This is a genomic window from Aquisalimonas lutea (assembly GCF_030409225.1).
Lineage (GTDB): Bacteria > Pseudomonadota > Gammaproteobacteria > Nitrococcales > Aquisalimonadaceae > Aquisalimonas > Aquisalimonas lutea.
The window spans coordinates 135,645-156,134 of the sequence record NZ_JAUFPK010000004.1 but is presented as its reverse complement, the minus strand read 5'-3'; the positions used below and the strand labels follow the sequence as shown (position 1 = coordinate 156,134).

Genomic DNA, 20,490 nt, shown 5'->3' with positions numbered 1-20,490 from the left:
ATAGCCTCAGCCGCCGCCTTCCTGGTGGATCAGGACCACCAGGTCCGCCTCGACCCTGCTGAGCCCGCAGGCCTCGGCGATCTCCTCCGCCGGCTGCCCCTTGCGGGCCATGCGGATGGCCTGCTCGAAGGCCTCGCTGCCGCTCTCCCTAGAGCCCAGCATGCTCAGTCGCTCCTTGAGACGGCGCAGCTCCTGCTCCACCCGGGCGATGCGCTCGCCCTGGGACACGGCCCCGGACGACAGCCCCTCCACGGCCTCCATGAGCCGCCGCCGCTCGTCCCGCAGCCCGGTCAGGCGGGCCTCGATGCGGCGCACGTGCCGCAGGGCCAGGGCGGCGGCGCCCACGGCCACGACGAGTGCGGCGACGGCGACAAGCAGGGGCAGCGTCATATCGGGGCTACAGCGAGCTCACCTCTTCCCATTCATCACGGCTGAGGAGCTTGTTCACGTCCACGAGGATGAGCAGCTCATCGCCGCGGCTGACGACCCCGTAAATGTAGCGGGAGGAGTCCTCGTTGCCCACATTGGGCGCGGTATCCACCTCGTCCTCGCGGACGTTGATGACCTCGGCGACGCTGTCCACCAGGATGCCCGCGACCTGGTCGCCGGTCTCGATGACCACGATGCGGCTGGCGTTGTCCGTCTCCCGCGGCGGCAGGCCGAAACGCATGCGGGTGTCGATGACGGTGACCACGTTGCCGCGCAGATTGATGATGCCCAGCACGTAGGGCGGCGCTCCGGGCACCGGCGCGATCTCGCTCATGGGCAGCACTTCCTGCACCCGCATGACGTCGATGCCGTAGGTCTCGTCCTCCAGGGAGAACGTCACCCACTGCGTCAGCGCCCCCTGGTACTCCTGCTGCTGTTCTGCCTGCGCGTATTGCTGCGCCATGACGGGCCTCCGCTTGCGTTATCCATCTCTGTGCCTGTATCGGCAGGGTTGCCCGGGGCATGAGCCTGAACCGGGCGGGTCGTCACCGGGACGTCTCGCTGTCCAGCATGCGCGCGAACGCGCTGGTGTCGATCACGGCACTCAGGTGATTGATCACCGTTCCCGCCAGCCACGGCCGGGCGCTGCCGCGCCGGCGCCACTTGACCTCGTCGGCGCCCAGCCGCACGACATCGCCGATGTCGTGGCAGGCGAGGCCCCAGCTGCCGTCGCCCACCACCAGGATGTGCCGCGGCTCGGCCCGCGCCTCGTCGGTATTGCGCTTGTCCGGCGGCAGGACCATGGTCGCGGTGTCGATCACCCGGACGTTGCGGCCGCGATAGCGCATCAGGCCCCAGTGCCAGTCCGGCTGTCGCGGCATGGGGGTGACGTCCACCTCCGTCCAGGGTACGACGCTGTGCAGCTCCGTCAGCGGCACCGCCAGGCGCAGGCCGCCGACGTCGAAGAACAGCGCCTGCATGGCCTCCGGCTCGCGCTCGGGCCCTTCGCGAACCTCCTCGGGCGGGGGCATGTCCGCCGGCCCCGGTTGCTCCTCCGCCGCCGGCTGCCGGATCTCCGCTTCCGGTGCAGCCACCGCGGTCGGTTCCGGCGCGTCCTCGGCCGGCTCCGGTGCCGTCGCCGGGGGCGGCGATGGCACCGCCTCTTCCGGGGCCGGGACGGGCTCCGCCGGGGCAGCCGGCTCGTCCGCCTCCGGCATGTCCTCGGGGATGTCCTGCAGGAGCGCATCCAGGTAGTCCCGGATGGCGTCCTGCTGCTCCACGAGGGTCTCCTGCCTGCGTGCCGTGCTGTCAATCATGGCCCACTGCCTCCGCGGTCGCCGCCGCCTCCTCCTCGAGGAGGGACTCCAGCAGCCTGCGGTATGCCTGGCTGCCCCGGGACCAGGGCTGCGCCACCGTCAGGGGCACACCGTTGCGGCTTGCCTCGCGGAAGCGCGTATCCACGGGAATGGCACCTTCCCAGACGGCGTCGCCGTATTGCTCGCGCAGCTCCCGGAGCGCCCCCACGGACTCCCGGGTACGGCGGTCGAACAGGGTCGGCACCACCCGGTAGGGCAGCTCCGCCTTGCGGGAGCGCTGGATCATCTCCAGCGTGCGGATCATCCGCTCCAGCCCCTTGAGGGCCAGGAACTCCGTCTGCACGGGCACCAGCAGCTCGTCACAGGCGGCCAGGGCGTTGACCATGAGCACGCCCAGCATGGGCGGACAATCGATGCACACGGTGTCGAACCGGTCCGCCAGTGCCCGGACGGTATTGCGGATCACCAGCCCCTTGCCGTGGCGCGTCCCCAGCTGTCGGTCCAGCGTCGCCAGGGCGGTGCTGGCCGGCAGCAGGCGGATGCGCTCGACCCCCGTGTCCCGCAGGAGCATGGGAATCTCCCCCGGGTCCAGCGTGTCATGGAAAAGGTCGTAGACACTGGGCGAGATGTCGTCGGGGTCATAGCCGAAATGAGCCGTCATGGACCCGTGGGGGTCGAGATCCACCAGCAGCACGGACTCGCCGCGGTTGCTCAGCAGCCCCGCCAGGCTCACCGCCGTGGTGGTCTTGCCCACCCCGCCCTTCTGATTGGAAACCGCCCAGGTACGCATGCTCATCAACCTTGATTACGACAGGCGCGCCAGCGCCTCGCCGATCTCGCTCACGGGCAGCTCGCGATCCGTGAGCCCGGCCCGCGCCACCGCGCCGGGCATACCGTAAATCACGCTGGTCGCCTCGTCCTGGGACCAGATGTACCCCTTCTGGCGCTTGAGCTCCCGGGCGCCCTCGCAGCCGTCGGCCCCCATGCCGGTCAGGATCACCCCGAGCACCCGCCCGCCGCAGGCACGAGTGGCCTCCCGCAGGGCGACGTCCACGCTGGGCTTGTAGAACTCGCCCTCGCGGGGCTCCACCGTGTACACCGCCAGGTTGCCGCCACGCCGGCGCACGCCCATGTGCATGCCGCCGGGCGCGAGCAGCGCCGTGCCGGCCACCAGGGCATCACCGTCGGCGGCCTCGCGCACGTTCAGCCGCGACATGCTGTCCACGCGCTGCGCGAATGCGGTGGTGAAGTTCGCCGGCATGTGCTGCACCAGCAGGATCGGCAGGGGAAAGCCCGCCGGCAGCGCTGCCAGGACGCGCTGCAGGGCGACCGGCCCGCCGGTGGAGGCGCCGATGACCACCAGATCCAGATCGCGCACCGCGGGACCGGCGGGAGCGCGCCGGGCCGGGGCCGTGGTCTCGCGCCGCGCCGGCGCGCCGGTCTCCGGCGGCGCGCTCGCCGGCCGCGCCCGGGGCCCGGCCGGGCTCGGCCTCGCCCCGCGCGCCACCGTGCGCACGCGGTCCTGCAGTTGCTTGCGGGCCGTCTCGGCATTGGAGGAGATGTCCGAGAAGCGCTTGGGCAGGAAGTCCACCGCCCCTGCTTCCAGGGCGTCCAGCGTCGCCCGCGCGCCCTCGAATGTCAGCGACGAGAACATCAGCACCGGCGTCGGCTGGCGCTGCATGATCTCCCGCACGGCGGAGATGCCGTCCAGCACCGGCATCTCGATGTCCATGGTGATCACGTCCGGCTTCAGGCGGACGGCCTCCTCCACCGCCTGACGGCCGTCCGCGGCCTCGCCCACCACTTCCAGGCCGCGATCCGCGGACAGCATTTCCTTGATTCGTCTCCGGAAGAATCCGGAGTCATCAACGATCAATACGCGTTTCGCCACGCATCTCTCCTGGGATCTGCCGAGCCTCTCCGGCCCCGGGCTGCGAGCCTACATGCTGGAGCCGAATGTCTTGACCAGGCTCGGGATATCGATGATCAGGGCAATGCTGCCGTCCCCGGTGATGGTGGAGCCGGCAAGCCCGGGCAGGCCCTGGAGCATGCTGCCCAGCGGCTTGATCACCACCTCCTCCAGGCCGATGACGTCGTCCACCACGAACCCGACGGTCTGGTTGCCCACGTTCACGGTCACCACCTGCTGCTCCTCGCGGGCGGCGTTGGGATCCTTGGTCTCCAGGCTGCCGATGGAGTCGATCCAGCGTTCCAGGAAGAACAGCGGCATGGCCTTGCGCCGCACCATGACCACGCGGCGGTTGTCCACCACCTTGGTCTTGTTCATCTCCAGCTCGAAGATCTCGCTGACCACGGACATGGGCAGCGCGAACTTGCGCCCGCGCATGCGCACCATGAGGGTGGGCAGGATGGCCAGGGTCAGCGGCACCTTAACGCGCAGCGTGGTCCCGCGGCCCGGCGCCGAGTCGATATCCACGGTGCCGTTGAGCTGGGAGATCTTGGTCTTGACCACGTCCATGCCCACGCCCCGGCCGGAGACATCGGAGATCTCGGCCTTGGTGGAAAACCCGGGCATGAAGATGAGATTGAAGCAGTCCTTCTCGTCCAGGCGGTTGGCCGACTCGCGGTCCATCAGCCCCTTCTCCACCACCTTGCTCCGCAGCGCCTCGGGGTCCATGCCCTTGCCGTCGTCGGCGATCACCAGCAGGATGTGGTCGCCTTCCTGCTCGGCGGACAGGCGCAGCACGCCCTGGCTGGGCTTGCCCGCCGCGCGGCGGTCCTCCGGTGGCTCGATGCCGTGATCGACGGAGTTGCGCACCAAGTGGACCAGCGGGTCCGCCAGGGCCTCCACGAGATTCTTGTCCAGGTCGGTCTCCTCGCCGGACATCTGCAGGTCCACTTCCTTGCCCAGGCTGCGCGCGAGATCCCGCACCTGCCGCGGGAAACGCCCGAAGACCTTCTTGATGGGCTGCATGCGGGTCTTCATGACCGCACTCTGGAGATCGGAGGTGACCAGCTCCAGGTCGGCCACGGCCTGTCCCATGCGCTCGTCTTCGTACTGGGAGCGGATGGTGCTCAGGCGGTTGCGCACCAGCACCAGCTCCCCCACCAGGTTCATGATGTCGTCGAGCTTGCTGGTGTCCACGCGTACGGAGGTATCGCCGCCACCCTTGGCGCCGCCGCCACCGCCGCCACCGGCGTTGCCGCCGCCGTCCTGGTTACCGCCGCCGCCACCGCCCGAGCCGGCGGCAGGCTTCGCCGAGGACGGCTTGTCCCCGGCCGCCGCGCCGGAATCCGCTGCACGGGCCGGGGCCTCCGCCGGCTGCGTACCCGCAGCCGCCGACTGGGCCGACGCGCTGCCGGCGGCTCCGCCGGCGGCGTTGGTCGGTGCCTGGCCGGGACCGTAGAGCTGGTCGAGGACCTTCTCGAACTCCTCTTCGGTAATCTCGTCATCGCCGTCACCCTGGGAGCGGGACGGTGCCGGCGGGTCACCCGCCTCCGGCACGCCCTGGTGCTTGCCCGGCCCGTGCAGCTGGTCCAGCACCTTCTCGAATTCGTCCTCGGTGATGTCGTCGCCGTCTTCCGCGCCGGCCGCGCCGCCGTCGTCCGTCGAAGGCGCTGCCGGTTCCTGCTTGTCCTCGTCCATGGCATCCAGCAGGGCCTCGAACTCCTCCTCGGTGATGTCGTCGCCGCCTTGCGCCGGTGCGTCGCTGGCCGCCGGCTGCGCGCCAGCGGCCGGCGCAGTTTCCGCGCCGCCGGAGTCGCCGTCGCCCAGATGCTCCTCTTCCTGCAGCCGCTCCAGGGCGCGCAGGAGATCCTCCGGGGCCGACCGCGGATCGTCACCGTTCTCGAGATCGGCGAACTGGTTGTTGACCACGTCCAGCGCGCGCAGCACGTAGTCCATGAGCTCCGGGGTGACCTGGCGCTCGCCGTTGCGCAGGAGGTTGAAGAGATCCTCCGTGCGGTGGCAGATATCCACCAGTGGATCGAATCCCAGGAAGCCGGCCCCGCCCTTGATGGTGTGGAAGCCGCGGAACACCGCGTGCAGCAGATCCTGCTGCTCCGGCTTGCGCTCCAGCTGCACCAGCTGCTCGCCCAGCTCATCCAGGATTTCCCTGGACTCCACCAGGAAGTCGCGCACGATCTCGTCTTGCGTGTCAGTTGCCATACCGCCCCCAACCGATTCCGGAACCCGATCGCCGCCGTTCCGGAGCCGTCGTCAAACCGCTGCTGTCACCGTCCTCAGAAGCCGAGGCTGGAGAGGAGGTCATCCACCTCGTCCTGCCCGCTGACCGCGGTGTCGGACTCGTGCCCGGGGACCTGCGGCCCCTCCAGGGTTGTACCGTCGCCAGTCCCTTCACCGGTCTTGTTATCGGCAGCTTTCCGCTCTTCCGTACCCCGCTGCGGCGCCGAAAGGGAGATGAGCGAGACCAGTCCGTCCTCGACTTCCTTCACGAGCTTCATCACCCGCCGGATGATCTGTCCGGTGAGGTCCTGGTAGTCCTGCGCCATGAGGGCGTCCGTGAGCTTGCCGTGGACCTCGTCGCTCTCGCGCTGGAGGCGCTCGAAGAAGTCGTCCATGCGCTTGCTGAGCTCGCGGAACTCCGGCGCCGCCATCTCGCGCTGGCGAAAGCGCTGCCACTCCGCGGCCAGCTCCCGGCCTTCGCTGCCGATGCCCGAGAGCGTCTCCAGGGATTCCTCAAGGGCCGTCAGCGTCCGGTGCGCCGCGTTCTCCGTGAGCTCGATGACATGATTGAGCCGGTCCTGGGCGTCCGGGATCTCGGTGGCTACCAGATCGCCCAGGCGATTGTCCGTGCGGAACGTCTTCAGCGCCTCGTGGAGCTCCCGGGTGAGCTTGCCCACCTCCCGGAACAGCTCGGTCTCGCGCAAGCGGGTGAGCTCATCGAGGCGCTGCCCGACCTCTTCCCTGTCGCCCGCCTCGATGGCGGTGAGCAGCTCGCGCGCCTTGTCGGCGTACTGCTCGAGATCCATGGTTTCGGTGCTCATTCACGGCTCCTTGTCAGGCCGACTCGATGCGCTCGAAGATCTTGTCGATCTTCTCCTTCAGCGTGGCGGCGGTGAACGGCTTGACGATGTAGCCGTTGACCCCGGCCTGAGCGGCCTCGATGATCTGCTCGCGCTTCGACTCCGCCGTGACCATCAGCACCGGCAGGGTCTTGAGATCCTCCTCGGCGCGCACGTTCTTGAGCAGCTGCAGGCCGTCCATGCCCGGCATGTTCCAGTCGGTAACGAGGAAATCGAACCCGCCCTTCTTGAGCATCGGCAGCGCCGTGTTGCCGTCGTCCGCCTCGGCCGTGTTGTTGTAGCCGAGATCGCGCAGCAGGTTCTTGATGATGCGCCGCATCGTGGAGAAGTCGTCCACGATGAGGATCTTCATGTTCTTGTCCTGACTCACTGTCACTCACCTTTGCGTTGATCGAGTCACCGGGTGTGCTGCTGGGGCAGATGAACGCCATGCTGCCCGCGATAACCCGTGTCGTCTGCCAACCACGGCGCAGTTCCGGCACCCGGGCGCCGGCTCACCCACGGATCTCCTACCCCGTCCAATCGGCAAGACGGTCCTTCAACTTGAGCATGATCCGCCCGTGGATCTGGCTGATCCGCGATTCCGTGACGCCGAGCACTTCGCCGATCTCCCGCAGATTCAGCTCCTGCTCGTAGTACAGCGACATCACCAGCTGCTCGCGCTCCGGCAGTCCGGCAATGGCCTCGGCCAGGGCCTGGCGGAATCCTGCATCCTCGAGCCGGCGGGCCGGGCCGTCGTCGTCGCTTTCCGGCTCCCGGGCCTCGCCGGTACTCGGCGAGGCCTCGTCGAGGCTGAAAAGCCGCGCCGTGGAGACGTCGTGGAGCACCTGGTAGTAGTCGTCGGCAGTCATTCCCAGCGCTTCCATGATCTCGCTGTCCCGGGCATCCCGGCCGGTACGGTTCTCGATCTCCCGGGCGGCCTGGGCCACCTCCCGGCCCCGCCGGTGGACCGAGCGCGGCGTCCAGTCCAGCCGGCGGATCTCGTCGAGCATGGCGCCCCGGATGCGGATGCCGGCGTAGGTAGTGAAGCTAGCGCCCTGGGAGGAGTCGAACTGGCGCGCCGCCTCCAGCAGCCCAATCATGCCGGACTGGATGAGGTCCTCCAGCTGCACGCTGTCCGGCAGGCGCGCGAGCATGTGGTGGGCGATCCGCTTGACCAGCGGTGCGTGCTGCACCAGCAGGTCGTTCTCGCTGTTCTGCGCCTGGATTTCGGAGTACAGGGCCGCCCGCGGTTTCATTGCACCACCTCCCCGCCCTGGGCGTTGTACTGCACCAGCCGTTCCACGAAGAATTCCAGGTGGCCCTCCACCCGGCCCGGCAGAGGCAGCTTCTCGACGCGCTTCGCCATCTCCCTGTAGGCGCGCCCCGCCGGGCTGCCGGGATAGGCCGTCACCACCGCCTGCTGCCGCTGGACCGCCTTGCGCATGGCGTCATCCCGCGGAATCGCTCCCATGTAGGCCACGGTGAGATCGAGATAGCGCTCGCACACGCGCGCCAGCTTGCCGTGAAGCTCCTGGCCCTCGGACGCGCTGGAGACCATGTTCGCCACCATGTGCACCCGCTCGACACCGTAGTCGCGATGCAGCACCTTGATCAGGGCGTAGGCGTCCGTGATGGACGACGGCTCGTCGCAGGCCACCACCAGCACTTCCCGGGCGGCCCGCGCGAAGCTGATGACGCTGTCGGCGATCCCGGCGGCGGTGTCGATGACCAGGTAGTCCCAGTCGCCGCTGAGCTCGCTGAAGCTGCGGATGAGCCCGGCGTTCTCCGCCGGCCCGAGCTCCGCCATGCGCTTGGTGCCGGACGAGGCAGGAATGATCTGGATGCCTCCCGGCCCCTCGACCAGGATCTCCTCCAGCTCCGCCTCGCCGTCGAGGACGTGGCCCAGGTTGTACCGCGGGCTGAGGCCCAGCAGCACATCCACGTTCGCCAGCCCCAGGTCCGCGTCCATGAGCAGCACCCGGTTGCCCGCCGTCGCCAGGGCCACGGCCAGGTTCACGGATACGCTGCTCTTGCCGACGCCTCCCTTGCCGCTGGCCACCGCGATAACCTTTACCGGTTTCGGGTTGCTCATTCGCCTCAGCCCCGCTGCCTGATCCATGAGTCGTTGATTCTCTTCGCTATTGTCATGTCGTGGCGGGACGCCCCGCTGCGCCCCGCCACGGCTAGGCACTGCCGGCGGAAGTCTGCGCGCCGAACGCCACCGCCATCTGGTCGTCGTCCACGCTGCGGCCGTACTCGCGCACCAGCCGCACGGCCTCGTGGACGAGCTTATCACCCCGGGCCGGGGTCAGATCCTCGGGCACCCGCTGGCCGTTGCCGATGAAGCTCACCGGCACGCGCTGCTGGAGCAGCACGGTGATCGCCGCCCCCAGGCTGGTGGCCTCGTCCGTCTTGGTCAGGATGCAGCCCGCGGGCTTTGCCCGCGCATAGGCCTTGACCGTCTCGTTGAGCGTCGCCAGCTGGGTGTTCGCGGACAGTACCAGGTAGCTGCGGATGCGGTCGCCCAGCGCCTTGAGAGTGTTGAACTGCTCCGCCAATCGCATATCCCGCTGACTCATGCCCGCCGTATCCACCAGTACCAGCCGCTTGTCGGCAAGATCGCCGAGCACCGTCTCCAGCTCCGGCGCGTTGCCCGCCGTGTGCACCGGCACCCCCAGGATGCGGGCGAAATTCCGCAGCTGGTCCTGGGCGCCGATACGGAAATTGTCCGTGCTCACCAGGGCCACCGTGTGGCGCCCGTGGCGAAGCGCGAAACGCGCCGCCAGCTTGGCCACCGTGGTGGTCTTGCCCACGCCGGTGGGCCCGACCACCGCCACGACGCCGCCCCGGTCCAGCAGCTCGTCGCGCTTGACCGGCAGGTGGCGCGCCACCGTGTGCAGCGCCTGCCGCAGCGCGACCGCGGGCTCCAGCGAGGCGTCGGCGCGATCCGCCAGCTTGCGGCATACCTCCGGGCCCAGGCCCAGCTCCGTGAGCTGACGCAGCAGCGTGGTGCGCGTGGGATTGCTGCGGCCCTGCTCCTGCCACTGCATCACGGACAGCTGGTTCTCGAACAGGGTCCGCAGGGTCTTCAGCTCGCTGCGCATGGCCTGGACCGAGGGCTCCTCCGCCCGGGCCGATGCCGGCGCGCTTCGCTGCCGCTCCCTGTCTCTTCCCGAAGATGCCCGTTCAGTCTGGGGTTCCCGCGCCGGGCTGTCTGCGAACCCCATCGCATCCAGATCGTCCTGCGTCAGAGGATCGTCTACCTGGACGTCAATCCGCTGGCGTTGTTCTCCGGGGCCCCGGTCGCCGCCGTCCGTACCGCCCGTGCGCCCCGCCTGCTGCAGCAGTGCGGCGAAATCCGCCGGCTCGGCCAGCGACCCGTGGCCCGGGCCGTCCTCCGGCTCTTCGGCAGGGGCGACGCGCCGCTCGTCGCGGCGCGCCTGCTCGCGGACCGATTCCTCGTCGAAATCCAGCGCCGCGATGACCTCCACCCCGTCCTGGACTTCGCGGGAGGAGAGAATCACTGCCTGGGGGCCGATCTCGTCGCGCACGCGCCGGATCCCCTGCCGCATGGTCTTCGCCTGAATCCGCCTGATCTTCATGATCCCACCCCGTTATTCCCGGTTAACCGCCCTAGCTTCCCTGGGCGACCTGTTGCTGGCCGATGGAGGCCACGATCTTCACCTGCTTCTCGTCCGGAACCTCGTTGTACGAGAGGACGTTGAGCCCCTGCACGCTGTGCCGCGTCAGCCGCGACAACCAGCCGCGCAGCTGCGGCGCCGTCAGCAGCACCGCGGGCTGATTCGCCATCTCCTGGCGCTGGGCCGTCTCCGCCAGGGAGCGCTGGAGACGGTCGGCCAGGCCGGGCTCGAACCCGGCGGCACCGTCGCCGCCGCCCTGGACGGTATTGAGCAATAACTGTTCCAGCTGCGGATCGAGCGTGATCACCGGCACCTCCCGGGCCATGCCCGCAACGTTCTGCACGATCATGCGCCCGAGCGCCTCGCGCACCGCAGCCGTGAGGCTGGCGGGGTCCTTGTTTGCCTGGCCATACTCCGCCAGCGTCTCGACGACGGTGCGCATGTCGCGAATGGGGATGCGCTCTTCCAGCAGGTTCTGCAGCACCCGCACCACCGTCGACAGCGGCAGGGTGTTCGGGACCAGCTCCTCGACCAGCTTCGGCTGGTTGCGCGCGAGCATGTCCAGGAGCTTCTGCACCTCCTCGTGGCCGAGCAGCTCGTGGGCATGGGTCTGGATGATCTGGCTCAGGTGCGTCGCCGCCACGGTGCTGGCGTCCACCACCGTGTACCCCATGGTCTGGGCATAATCCCGCTGGGACGGGTCGATCCACACCGCCTCCAGGCCGAAGGCCGGATCGCGTGTGGCCTGGCCCTTGATCTCGCCCTGAACCGTTCCGGGGTTGATGGCCATCTCCTTGCTGGGCTGGAGCTCCGCCTCGCCCATGGGCACGCCCAGGACGCTGATCCGGTAGGTATTGGGGCCCAGATCCAGGTTGTCGCGGATGTGGACGGTGGGAATCAGGAATCCGAGGTCCTGGGAGACCTTCTTGCGCACGCCCTTGATACGGCTGAGAAGCTGCCCGCCCTGGTTCTTGTCCACCAGGGGGATCAGGCCGTAGCCCACCTCCAGGCCGATGGTGTCCACCGGCGGCACGTCCTCCCAGGTGAGTTCCTGGGACTCGCCCGACCGGGCCGGGGCCTGCTGTCCCTGCCCCTGGGCGTCCCGGGCCGTGGTCGCCGCGGCGCGCTGCTGCTCGGCGGCGGTCTCCACCTCCGGCGTGACCGCCTGGTTGCGGTGGATCCGCCACGCAGCGAAGCCCGCGATCCCCGCCAGCGACAGGAACGCCAGGTTCGGCATGCCGGGGATCAGCCCCATGATGCCCAGCACCACCGCGCTCACCCCCAGGGCCCGGGGCTTGCCCAGGAGGGTGCGCATGACCTCGCCGGCCATGTCCTGGGACGAAGAGACCCGCGTGACCAGAATGGCGGCGCCGGTGGACAGCACCAGGGAGGGGATCTGCGCCACCAGGCCGTCGCCGATGGTCAGCAGCGTGTAGTTGTTGATGGCGTGCTGGAAAGCCATGCCGTGCTGCAGGATGCCGATGAACAGCCCGCCGATGATGTTGATGAACAGGATCAGGATGCCGGCGATGGCGTCGCCGCGGACGAACTTGCTGGCACCGTCCATGGAGCCGTAGAAGTCCGCCTCCTGGGAAACCTCGGCGCGACGGGTCCGGGCGGTGTCCTGGTCGATGAGCCCGGCGTTGAGATCGGCGTCGATGGCCATCTGCTTGCCCGGCAGGGCATCCAGGGTGAAGCGCGCGGTGACCTCGGAGATGCGCCCCGCTCCCTTGGTTACCACCACGAAGTTGATGATCACCAGGATGGCGAAGACCACCAGGCCGACCGCGTAGTTGCCGCCCACCACGAACTCGCCGAACGCGCGGATGACGTCGCCGGCGGCGTCGGTGCCGGTATGGCCGTTGAGAAGGATGACCCGGGTCGAGGCGACGTTCAGCGCCAGGCGCAGCAGCGTGGCCAGCAGCAGCACCGTGGGGAAGACCGCGAACTCCAGGGGGCGCGGCGTATACACCGCCACCAGCATGACCACCAGCGACAGGGTGATATTGAAGGTGAACAGCATGTCCAGGGCCAGGGGCGGCAGGGGCACGACCATCATGGCCAGCAACGCCATGAGCAGCAGCGGCGTCCCCAGCCCGTTCCTGCTGTACTGCCGGATGTTGCTGAAAACCCCTGCGGCCGTTGCCATGGTGCGTCCTGTACTCCCCGGCGCTTGCGCGCCTGGCTGAATTCACCGACGTCAGAATTCTGTCGCCGGTCTCCCGTTCGTCGGATTGTCGTCGGCCTCCGGCGGCCGCGCGTATTCCTTGAACTCCTCCGGCACCGTGGGCCGGGGCCGCTCCGGTTGCTGGCCGCCCGTCCGCCGTGCCGCCTGCAGCTGGTAGATGTAGGCCAGGACCTGGGCCACCGAGAGGTACAGTCCCGCCGGGATCTCCTGCTCCAGCTCCGTGGTGTGATACAAGGCCCGTGCCAACGGCGGTGCCTCGAACAGCGGAATGCCGTTGTCGTCGGCGATCTCGCGGATGCGCGCGGCCAGCACGTCGGTGCCCTTGGCCACCACCTGCGGCGCCCTCATGCGGCTCTGGTCGTAGCGCAGCGCAATGGCGTAACGGGTCGGGTTGGTCACGACCACGTCGGCCTTGGGCACGTTCTCCATCATGCGGCCCTGGGCGATCTGGTTCTGGAGCTGCCGGATCTTGCTCTTCACCTCGGGCTTGCCCTGGGTCTCCTTGTTCTCGTCCTTGACCTCCTGGTGGGTCATTTTCAGCTTCTGGGTGTGGTCCCAGATCTGGTACGGGATATCCACCGCGGCGACGATGATCAGCGCCGCCGCCAGCGCAAAGAAGGCCCAGAAGAACAGCGTCGCCCCGTGCATGAGGCCCTGCTGGAGCGACTCGCGGGTCATCGCCGCGATGCGGTCCTGCATGGCCCAGAACAGCAGCATCGCCACGCCGAAGACCACCAGCACCTTGGCGATGGACTTGCCGAGCTCCACCAGCGCATTGACGCCGAACATGCGCTTGAGGCCCTTCAGCGGGCTCATCTTCTCCAGCTTCGGCGCCATGCCGCTGGCGGTGAACGTCCAGCCCCCCATGAGTGCCGGCGTCAGCAGGGCCGCCACCAGCATCACCAGGGCGAACGGCGCGACCGCCTTGATCCCGATCCAGAACGCTTCGTGCAGCATGTGGAACGGTGCATCGGGGTCGAAGGCGTCCTGGCGGTCCATGCCGAAGGTGACGTGAAAGAGCTCGTTGATCTGTCCGACCATGTAGTTGCCGAACACCAGCAGGCCGCCGGCGCCCAGCACCATGACCATGGTGGTATTGAGCTCCTTGGACCGCGGAACCTGCCCCTTCTCCTTGGCATCCTGTTGCCGTTTGGGGGTAGGCTCTTCGGTTTTCTCCTGCCCGTCCTCGCTCGACTCGGCCACGACAGTTCTCCGGCGCTTTCATCCCGTGCCGGGCATGCAGAGCAAGAACTGGACCATGGTCCGGGCGCGGGAGCGAGGTCACGCCGAATGGTCAGGCGTTTCCCTATGCCGGAATGTCGGGGCTGAAGCCCCTCCTACACCGGATGCCAGCGAGCGGGGCCCTAGCCCCGACAGGCTCAGTTCATGCCCAGAAGGGCGCCGATACCGTTGAATGCTTCGCTCCACAGGGCGGCCATGCGGCCCGGGAGCGAGGGCAGGACCAGCGTCATCAGGGCGAGATAGCCCACGAGCATGGTCACGGGAAAGCCCACGGAGAAGATGTTCATCTGCGGCGCGGCACGGGTCATCACGCCCAGGGCCAGGTAGACCAGCAGCAACAGCACCACCGCCGGCAGCGCGATCAGCACCGCGCCGGCGTACATCTGCGCCCCCCAGCCGGCGATGGTGCGGAACTCCTGGCTCGCCAGCCCCTCGGTGCCGACGGGCACCACGCGGAAGCTCTCGGCGAGCAGCTCGATGAGCATGAGATGACCGCCCATGGTGAGAAACAGCAGAGTGGCGGTGACGATCAGGAACTGCGAGACCACGGGCGTGGATTGCCCCGTCACCGGATCGACCATGTTGGCGAATCCCAGCCCCATGGACAGGGCCACGATCTCGCCGGCAATGCTCGCGCTCTGCAGTGCCATACCTGCCAGGAGCCCCATGGCCATGCCGATGACCACCTGCTGCAGGCTGATCATCAAGCCTTCCGCGGACAGGGGCGCCACTTCCGGCGCCAGCCCTGCAGCGGGCATGACGCCGATGGTCAGCGCCACGGCGACGAGCAGCCGGATCCGCACCGACACCTGCTGATCGCCCAGCACCGGCGCCGCCAGCATCATGGCGCCGACGCGCATGAACGGCCAGAAGAACGCCCCCAGCCAGGTCATGATCTCGGCGGTGGTCACCGTCATGACCGGATCTCCGCGGTCAGCCCACCCAGGAGGGGACGTTGAGGAACAGCGAGCGGGTGAAATCCAGCAGCACGTTGAGCATCCAGGGCGATGCCACGAACAGCGTGATCACCAGCGTGCCCAGCTTGGGTACGAAGCTCAGGGTCTGCTCGTTGATCTGGGTGGCCGCCTGGAACATGCCGATGACCAGCCCCGTGATCAGCGCCACCAGCAGGATGGGCCCGGCCAGCAGAACGGCTACCCAGAGCGCCTCCATGCCCAGCTCGATTGCGAAATCCTCGGTCATGCCGCCTCCCTAGAAAAAGCTCGATGCCAGCGTGCCCATGATCAGCGACCAGCCGTCCACCAGCACGAACAGCATGATCTTGAACGGCAGCGAGATGATCATGGGCGAGAGCATGAGCATGCCCATGGACATGAGCGTGCTCGACACCACCAGGTCCACCACCAGGAACGGCAGGTAGAGAATGAAGCCGATCTGGAAGGCCGTCTTGAGCTCGCTGGTCAGGAATGCAGGCACCAGGACCATGAACGGCACTTGCTCCACGGACTCCACCGGATCGTTGTCCGAGATGCGCATGAACATGGCCAGATCCTCCTCGCGGGTCTGGCTGGCCATGAAATCGCGAATGGGCGCCCGGGCCGTCTGCAGCGCCTCCTCGGCGCTCATCTCCTCGGACAGGTACGGATCCACCGCCTCGGTATAGATGCTCTCCAGCACCGGGGTCATGATGAACAGCGTCAGGAAGAAGGCGAGCCCCACCAGGACCTGGTTGGAGGGGGTCTGCGCCGTGCCGATGGCCTGCCGGAGAATTCCCAGGACGATGACGATGCGGGTGAACGAAGTCATCGTCAGCAGGATGGCGGGCAGCAGCGTGAGGACGGTCATGAACAGCAGAGCCTGGAGGCTCACGCTGTAGCTCTGGCCGTTGTCACCGTCCTGGACCGTAACTGCCTCGAGCCCGCCCATCTGCGCGCCGGCAAGTGCCGGGGCAAGCAATAACGGCAGGAGAATCAGTATACTGCGAATCATTGCTGACGCTTCTCGTCGGGCTGCATCATCTGACGCAGACGTTGCGCAAACGGGTGTCCCTGCTCCGCCGGGCCGCCTTCGCGTCCCGGTGTGCCGGCACCCCCTTCCAGGGGCTTATCCAGCACATGCAAGGTCTGTACCCGTCCGGGCGCAACCCCGACGAGAAGCTGTTGCTCGCCCACCTGGACGAGCACGATGCGCTCGCGCGTACCCACGGACACGCCGCCGAGTACGCGCAACCGCCCGGAGGCCGGGCTGGAGAACTTGCCCATCCGCCGCATGACCCAGCCCAGCGCCACGATGAGCACCAGCACCACGACCAGCCCGACCACCAGCCGGATCAAGGCGCTGGCATCGACGCCCGGCGACGTCTCGCCGGCGCTTTCCGCCAGCGCCGCCGCCGGTGCCAGAAAATTGGCACAGGCCAGCGTCGCGCCGGTGACGAGGCGCCGGATGCGGCCGGCTTGGTGGCTCGGATTGCGGATGGCGGTTTCCTGCTACGGTTAGTGCGATCCGGAGACCTTTGTGGGAGGGGCTTCAGCCCCGATTCCTCACGGCTCCGGGGCCGTCGGGGCTGAAGCCCCTCCTACAACCCGGTGTCCGGGAGGCTTCACTTCAGCTTCTTCACCCGCTCCTGCGGGCTGATCACGTCCGTGAGGCGGATACCGAAGCGCTCGTTGACCACCACCACCTCGCCGTGGGCGATCAGCGTCCCGTTGACCAGCACGTCCAGCGGCTCGCCGGCGAGACGGTCCAGCTCCACCACGGAGCCCTGGTTGAGCTGCAGCAGGTGACGGATGCTGATCTTGGTGCGCCCGATCTCCATGGCGAGCGTGACGGGAATGTCCAGGATCACGTCCAGGTTGACGTTCTCGTCCTGCTCGAGCTCGCCTTCGTCCTGGAGAGCGCTCATGGCGGCACGCTGCACTCCGGCGTCCTGCCCCGACCCGGAAGCCGCGCCGCCGGCATCATCCTGGCCGGCCGGCTCTTCCTCGCCCTGCTCCTGGAGCGCCGCCTCCCAGTCCGCCGCGGCGTCCTCTTCAGTCTTCCCGTTTTCCTCGCTCATCATTCACTCTCCTTGCCGGCCACGGGACCTCGGGATCCGACGAGCGGATCTGGCCGTGCACCTTGATCCCCACGTGGCCGTTGGATATGCCATAGGTCCCCCGCAGAACCGGGATGCCCTCCGCCTCGACCACCACTTCCTCGGGAATCTCGCACGGGATGACGTCGCCGGGCTTGAGATTGCGCAGGTCCCTGAGGGTGATCTGGACCTCAGTGAGCTTGCTGCTGAGCTCCACCTCGGCGCTTTTCATCTCTTCACGCAGGGACCGCGTCCAGCGCTCGTCCACCTCGTTGCGGTCGCTCTGCACCCCGGCGTTGAGCTGGTCGCGGATCGGCTCGATATTGGTGTACGGAATGGTCAGGTGGAACTCGCCGGCACCGCCGTCGAGCTCGACGTTGAAGCGGCAGACCACGACCACCTCGGACGGGCTGACGATATTGGCGAACTGCGGGTTCACCTCCGAGTTCATATACTCGAACTCCACCGGCAGCACCGGCGCCCAGGCTTCCTGGAGGTCCTCGAAGGCCTGGTTCAGGACCATGCGGATCACCCGCCACTCGGTGCTGGTGAACTCCCGCCCCTCGATCTTGGTGTAGTAGCGGCCGTCGCCGCCGAAGAAGTTGTCCACCACCACGAACACCAGCTTCGGATCCACCACGCACAGCGTCATGCCCCGCAAGGGGTGCATGCGCACGATGTTCAGGCTGGTGGGCACGAACAGGGTGTGGACGTACTCGCCGAACTTCATCATGTCCACGCCCTGCACGGAGACCTCCGGCGTGCGGCGCAGCATGTTGAACAGTCCGATGCGGAACAGCCGGGCGAAGCGCTCGTTGATCATCTCCAGGGTCGGCATGCGCCCGCGGACGATGCGCTCCTGGTGCTGGAAATCGAACTGCCGCGGCTCGCTGCTGGGGCCCTCATCGGACTCCGAGTCCACGTCGCCGCCATCGACGCCGTGGAGCAGCGCGTCGATCTCGTCCTGGCTGAGTATGTCCTCTTGTGCCATGGCTACTGCGTTACCAGCCGCGTGAAATACACCGCCTCGATCCGCGAGTCCACGCCCTGTTCCTCGAGAACGGCATTGATCTCGTCGCGCGCCTCCTGCCGCAGGGCGTTCTTGCCCTCGCTGGAGGCGACCGACTCGTAGCTCTGGTCCCCGAACAGGGAGATCAGGTTGTTCCGGATGACGGGCATGTGGCTCTCGATCGCGGAAAACGCCTTCTCGTCGCGCGCCATCACCTGGACCTGGGCCTGGAGAATGGCGCGGCGTCCGTTGTCGCGCTGGATATTGACGGTAATGGCGTCCTCCAGCTCCATGTACTGGGCCGGCCCCTGGGGGGCGGCGTCTTCGCCGTCGCCCTCGGTCTGCTCCTCCGCGACCTCGTCATCGCCATCGCCCGAGCCGACGATCCCCGTCAGGTACAGCGCCGCCGCCGTCCCGACCGCCAGCAGCACGACGATCAACCCGATCAGAAGAATCACGACAAGCTTGCTGGACCCCCGCTGACCGGCCTTTCCGCTGACGTGCATGCCCTCTCCCCTGTATTGCCATGGACGCCTCAGGCGCTGTCCCGACCCTGTGCGCCTGCCCATGGTATCGGCAGGAAAGCCCGGCACAAGACCCCCGTGAGCAACGTGCGGACTGCGTCTCATGTGGTCGCGACTTACGTCGCTCCTACGGCGGGCCGGGAGAAGGACTTTCCAGAAACCCGCCGTAGGAGCGACGTAAGTCGCGACCTTCCATAGCGTGGCTCCGCCCAGCCGGTCGGGGCTGAAGCCCCTCCCAAAGCATCGCCTCCGGCGCCTTTCACTCCGCCCACCGTAGGAGCGGCTTCAGCCGCGACCTTCCAGAGAGTCAGACCAGTCAGAGGGTCGCGACCGAAGCCGCTCCCCCATGGCCAGCAGGCCGACCCGTCATGCGTAATGGTCGATCAGGCTCCGCGCCTCGCCGTCGCCGCCGGCGTCGCCGCCGGGACCGGACAGCCCGTCACTCCCCGACCGTCCGTCCTGGGTATCACCCCGGGCGAATCCTTCCCGCCGCTCGCCGTCCTGGTTCTCCGGTGACGCATCACCGTGATCGACGCTGACTTCCGCGTCCTCGATGCCGTTGTCGCTGAGCATCATGCGCAGCCGCGGCAGCTCGGCGTCCAGGGCCTCGCGGGTCACGGCGCTCTGGGCCTGGAAGACGATGCTGGTCTTGTCGTCCGCAGTGCGGATGCGCACATCCAGCGGGCCCAGCTCCGGCGGATTGATCTGCACCCGCGCCTGCTGGACGTTCTGATTGGCCATCATGACCACGCGCTCGCCCAGGGCCTGGCCCCACCCGGACTGGTCCATGGACTGGGGCACGGTGTAGGTGGGCGTCCCCGTCGGCTGGGGCATGGCATTGTGGAGCGTCTGCTGGAAGTGCGCCTGCACGGCCCGGCCTGCGTCCGCCTGGCTCGTCTCGCCGCCCGGCGAGCCGCGGCCCTGGGCCTCGGCCAGCGCCTGCTGGGACTGCAGCTGCCGCGCCCGCGCCACCAGCTGCATCAGCGTCTGCTCGCCCGCGCCGTCGTCACTGCCCGGGCTCCCCGCCATCGGACCCTTGCCGTTCTGACCACCCATGCCGCCCATGGCCAGCAGATCGTACAGGACCGCCTCATCCTGCTGCTCGGCGCCGCCGCGCAGCGCCCTCCGGGCCGCGGCATCCGCCGGCAGGGCGTCATCGTTCTGCCCGCGGGCCAACCCCTCGGCCACCGGCCGCTGACCGTCCGCCAACGGCAACTCCTGGCCGCCCAGCGGAAGCCCCTTGCCGCCCTGGCTGGCGAGCCAGGCTTCCAGGTCCTCCAGGGTGAGCCCGCTGTCCTTGAGCGCATCCGTCTCCAGCAGCGCTTCCAGAAACGCCCGGTTCTCGGGGGCATCAGGCCGGGAGGGGTCGAGCTTGCCCCCCTCCATGTTCCTGAGCGCGGACTCGATCAGTTGCAGCCCCTGCATGTCAGTCTCCCGAATGTAACTGGTTCCGCGGGGATACCTAGCAAAAGAGGGGCCAGGTTGGAGCGGGCGGCGTTCCGGCCACAGGAGGAGCGGCTTCGGCCGCGACTGCTGCAACATCGGCCGGTCTGTCCATGCCACTGTGGGAGGGGCTTTAGCCCCGACTCCGGGAATGCAATGCTCTGGAAAGTCGCGGCTGAAGCCGCTCCCACTCCACACGGACAACGGCAGAGTCTACCGACGCCCCTTGTTGCGGTGGGCGAACATGCGCTGGGCGAGCTCGTCGGCCTGGGTCTGCTCGCGCTTGCGCTCCTGGCGCTGCTCGGCGTCGCGCTCGCGCGCGACCACCTTGCCCATGGCCTCGGCGCGGGTGCGCTCGTGCTCCCAGTGCTCCCGGGCGCGCTGGAACTGGCGCTCGGCGGCGCGGATCTGCTCGTTCTGCTGCTCGATGGCGGCGTCGATGCGGGCGATGAAGGCGTTGAAGTCGCGCAGGCGGAAGGCATCCATGGTGGCGCCGCCGTCACCGGTGAGCCGCCCCTGGTACTCGGCGCGGAACTGCTGCAGCTGCTCCAGGCGCTGCCGCTCGTTGTCCAGCTGCTGTTGCGCTTCGCCGAATTCGCGGGCGGCCCGCTCGGCCTTGTCGTCCATGACGCCCTCGACGGTCTCCAGGCGCTTCAGGCGCGACATGATCTCGTG

The 20,490-nt window shown here is 68.1% G+C and carries 22 protein-coding genes; all 22 read right to left on the bottom strand.

Annotated elements, in window-relative coordinates; translation table 11 throughout:
* Window positions 1-6: 6 nt before the first annotated feature.
* Window positions 7-390, bottom strand: a complete 384-nt coding sequence (locus QWY84_RS11850; RefSeq protein WP_290202922.1) for a DUF2802 domain-containing protein — start codon at window positions 388-390, stop codon at window positions 7-9.
* A 7-nt stretch (window positions 391-397) separates the two neighbouring features.
* A complete protein-coding gene (locus QWY84_RS11845; protein ID WP_290202921.1) occupies window positions 398-892 on the bottom strand; it encodes a chemotaxis protein CheW in 495 nt (164 codons plus the stop codon).
* Window positions 893-974: 82 nt separating this feature from the next.
* The gene (locus QWY84_RS11840; protein WP_290202920.1) at window positions 975-1,745 is read right to left on the bottom strand and encodes a chemotaxis protein CheW; all 771 of its coding nucleotides are present in this window, start codon (window positions 1,743-1,745) and stop codon (window positions 975-977) included.
* Window positions 1,738-2,535 carry a ParA family protein gene (locus QWY84_RS11835; RefSeq protein WP_290202919.1) on the bottom strand — a complete coding sequence of 266 codons (798 nt, stop codon included), beginning with the start codon at window positions 2,533-2,535 and terminating at the stop codon, window positions 1,738-1,740. The genes QWY84_RS11840 and QWY84_RS11835 overlap by 8 nt, the downstream gene beginning before the upstream one ends.
* 15 nt (window positions 2,536-2,550) lie before the next feature.
* Window positions 2,551-3,636 (bottom strand): protein-glutamate methylesterase/protein-glutamine glutaminase, encoded by a 1,086-nt coding sequence (locus tag QWY84_RS11830; protein WP_290202918.1) that lies wholly within the window; start codon window positions 3,634-3,636, stop codon window positions 2,551-2,553.
* 48 nt (window positions 3,637-3,684) lie between these two features.
* Window positions 3,685-5,874 carry a chemotaxis protein CheA gene (locus QWY84_RS11825; protein WP_290202917.1) on the bottom strand — a complete coding sequence of 730 codons (2,190 nt, stop codon included), beginning with the start codon at window positions 5,872-5,874 and terminating at the stop codon, window positions 3,685-3,687.
* 74 nt (window positions 5,875-5,948) lie between these two features.
* Window positions 5,949-6,713, bottom strand: coding sequence for a protein phosphatase CheZ (locus QWY84_RS11820; RefSeq protein WP_290202916.1), 765 nt, complete (start codon window positions 6,711-6,713; stop codon window positions 5,949-5,951).
* A 13-nt stretch (window positions 6,714-6,726) separates the two neighbouring features.
* Window positions 6,727-7,104, bottom strand: a complete 378-nt coding sequence (gene cheY, locus QWY84_RS11815) for a chemotaxis response regulator CheY (RefSeq protein ID WP_290202915.1) — start codon at window positions 7,102-7,104, stop codon at window positions 6,727-6,729.
* Window positions 7,105-7,261: 157 nt separating this feature from the next.
* Window positions 7,262-7,990 (bottom strand): RNA polymerase sigma factor FliA, encoded by a 729-nt coding sequence (locus QWY84_RS11810; protein WP_290202914.1) that lies wholly within the window; start codon window positions 7,988-7,990, stop codon window positions 7,262-7,264.
* A complete protein-coding gene (locus tag QWY84_RS11805; protein WP_290202913.1) occupies window positions 7,987-8,826 on the bottom strand; it encodes a MinD/ParA family protein in 840 nt (279 codons plus the stop codon). Before QWY84_RS11805 ends, QWY84_RS11810 begins: the two co-directional genes overlap by 4 nt.
* 91 nt (window positions 8,827-8,917) lie before the next feature.
* On the bottom strand, window positions 8,918-10,336 hold the full coding sequence (gene flhF / locus QWY84_RS11800) for a flagellar biosynthesis GTPase FlhF (RefSeq protein WP_290202912.1): 1,419 nt from the start codon (window positions 10,334-10,336) through the stop codon (window positions 8,918-8,920).
* Window positions 10,337-10,367: 31 nt separating this feature from the next.
* On the bottom strand, window positions 10,368-12,524 hold the full coding sequence (gene flhA / locus QWY84_RS11795; protein WP_290202911.1) for a flagellar biosynthesis protein FlhA: 2,157 nt from the start codon (window positions 12,522-12,524) through the stop codon (window positions 10,368-10,370).
* A gap of 51 nt (window positions 12,525-12,575) precedes the next feature.
* The gene (gene flhB / locus QWY84_RS11790; protein ID WP_290202910.1) at window positions 12,576-13,766 is read right to left on the bottom strand and encodes a flagellar biosynthesis protein FlhB; all 1,191 of its coding nucleotides are present in this window, start codon (window positions 13,764-13,766) and stop codon (window positions 12,576-12,578) included.
* Between the two features lie 176 nt (window positions 13,767-13,942).
* On the bottom strand, window positions 13,943-14,722 hold the full coding sequence (gene fliR, locus QWY84_RS11785) for a flagellar biosynthetic protein FliR (protein ID WP_290202909.1): 780 nt from the start codon (window positions 14,720-14,722) through the stop codon (window positions 13,943-13,945).
* 16 nt (window positions 14,723-14,738) lie between these two features.
* A complete protein-coding gene (fliQ, locus tag QWY84_RS11780; RefSeq protein WP_290202908.1) occupies window positions 14,739-15,008 on the bottom strand; it encodes a flagellar biosynthesis protein FliQ in 270 nt (89 codons plus the stop codon).
* Between the two features lie 9 nt (window positions 15,009-15,017).
* Window positions 15,018-15,755, bottom strand: a complete 738-nt coding sequence (fliP, locus tag QWY84_RS11775) for a flagellar type III secretion system pore protein FliP (RefSeq protein WP_290202907.1) — start codon at window positions 15,753-15,755, stop codon at window positions 15,018-15,020.
* On the bottom strand, window positions 15,752-16,099 hold the full coding sequence (gene fliO / locus QWY84_RS11770) for a flagellar biosynthetic protein FliO (RefSeq protein ID WP_290202906.1): 348 nt from the start codon (window positions 16,097-16,099) through the stop codon (window positions 15,752-15,754). The genes fliP and fliO overlap by 4 nt, the downstream gene beginning before the upstream one ends.
* A 266-nt stretch (window positions 16,100-16,365) precedes the next feature.
* Window positions 16,366-16,824, bottom strand: a complete 459-nt coding sequence (gene fliN / locus QWY84_RS11765; protein WP_290202905.1) for a flagellar motor switch protein FliN — start codon at window positions 16,822-16,824, stop codon at window positions 16,366-16,368.
* A complete protein-coding gene (fliM, locus tag QWY84_RS11760; protein ID WP_290202904.1) occupies window positions 16,796-17,830 on the bottom strand; it encodes a flagellar motor switch protein FliM in 1,035 nt (344 codons plus the stop codon). The genes fliN and fliM overlap by 29 nt, the downstream gene beginning before the upstream one ends.
* Window positions 17,831-17,832: 2 nt before the next feature.
* Window positions 17,833-18,354: a flagellar basal body-associated FliL family protein gene (locus QWY84_RS11755; protein ID WP_290202903.1), complete on the bottom strand. Its 522-nt coding sequence runs from the start codon at window positions 18,352-18,354 to the stop codon at window positions 17,833-17,835.
* Window positions 18,355-18,738: 384 nt separating this feature from the next.
* On the bottom strand, window positions 18,739-19,797 hold the full coding sequence (locus tag QWY84_RS11750; protein WP_290202902.1) for a flagellar hook-length control protein FliK: 1,059 nt from the start codon (window positions 19,795-19,797) through the stop codon (window positions 18,739-18,741).
* A gap of 231 nt (window positions 19,798-20,028) precedes the next feature.
* Window positions 20,029-20,481 carry a flagellar export protein FliJ gene (gene fliJ, locus QWY84_RS11745; protein ID WP_290202901.1) on the bottom strand — a complete coding sequence of 151 codons (453 nt, stop codon included), beginning with the start codon at window positions 20,479-20,481 and terminating at the stop codon, window positions 20,029-20,031.
* Window positions 20,482-20,490 lie beyond the last annotated feature (9 nt).

Excerpts from the sequence above, each read along its gene's own strand:
- QWY84_RS11850 (WP_290202922.1), bottom strand. The coding sequence starts at position 390 with ATGACGCTGCCCCTGCTTGTCGCCGTCGCCGCACTCGTCGTGGCCGTG.
- QWY84_RS11845 (WP_290202921.1), bottom strand. The coding sequence starts at position 892 with ATGGCGCAGCAATACGCGCAGGCAGAACAGCAGCAGGAGTACCAGGGG.
- QWY84_RS11840 (WP_290202920.1), bottom strand. The coding sequence starts at position 1,745 with ATGATTGACAGCACGGCACGCAGGCAGGAGACCCTCGTGGAGCAGCAG.
- QWY84_RS11835 (WP_290202919.1), bottom strand. The coding sequence starts at position 2,535 with ATGCGTACCTGGGCGGTTTCCAATCAGAAGGGCGGGGTGGGCAAGACC.
- QWY84_RS11825 (WP_290202917.1), bottom strand. The coding sequence starts at position 5,874 with ATGGCAACTGACACGCAAGACGAGATCGTGCGCGACTTCCTGGTGGAG.
- QWY84_RS11820 (WP_290202916.1), bottom strand. The coding sequence starts at position 6,713 with ATGAGCACCGAAACCATGGATCTCGAGCAGTACGCCGACAAGGCGCGC.
- cheY (WP_290202915.1), bottom strand. The coding sequence starts at position 7,104 with ATGAAGATCCTCATCGTGGACGACTTCTCCACGATGCGGCGCATCATC.
- QWY84_RS11810 (WP_290202914.1), bottom strand. The coding sequence starts at position 7,990 with ATGAAACCGCGGGCGGCCCTGTACTCCGAAATCCAGGCGCAGAACAGC.
- QWY84_RS11805 (WP_290202913.1), bottom strand. The coding sequence starts at position 8,826 with ATGAGCAACCCGAAACCGGTAAAGGTTATCGCGGTGGCCAGCGGCAAG.
- flhF (WP_290202912.1), bottom strand. The coding sequence starts at position 10,336 with ATGAAGATCAGGCGGATTCAGGCGAAGACCATGCGGCAGGGGATCCGG.
- flhA (WP_290202911.1), bottom strand. The coding sequence starts at position 12,524 with ATGGCAACGGCCGCAGGGGTTTTCAGCAACATCCGGCAGTACAGCAGG.
- fliR (WP_290202909.1), bottom strand. The coding sequence starts at position 14,722 with ATGACGGTGACCACCGCCGAGATCATGACCTGGCTGGGGGCGTTCTTC.
- fliQ (WP_290202908.1), bottom strand. The coding sequence starts at position 15,008 with ATGACCGAGGATTTCGCAATCGAGCTGGGCATGGAGGCGCTCTGGGTA.
- fliP (WP_290202907.1), bottom strand. The coding sequence starts at position 15,755 with ATGATTCGCAGTATACTGATTCTCCTGCCGTTATTGCTTGCCCCGGCA.
- fliN (WP_290202905.1), bottom strand. The coding sequence starts at position 16,824 with ATGATGAGCGAGGAAAACGGGAAGACTGAAGAGGACGCCGCGGCGGAC.
- fliM (WP_290202904.1), bottom strand. The coding sequence starts at position 17,830 with ATGGCACAAGAGGACATACTCAGCCAGGACGAGATCGACGCGCTGCTC.
- QWY84_RS11755 (WP_290202903.1), bottom strand. The coding sequence starts at position 18,354 with ATGCACGTCAGCGGAAAGGCCGGTCAGCGGGGGTCCAGCAAGCTTGTC.
- QWY84_RS11750 (WP_290202902.1), bottom strand. The coding sequence starts at position 19,797 with ATGCAGGGGCTGCAACTGATCGAGTCCGCGCTCAGGAACATGGAGGGG.
- fliJ (WP_290202901.1), bottom strand. The coding sequence starts at position 20,481 with ATGTCGCGCCTGAAGCGCCTGGAGACCGTCGAGGGCGTCATGGACGAC.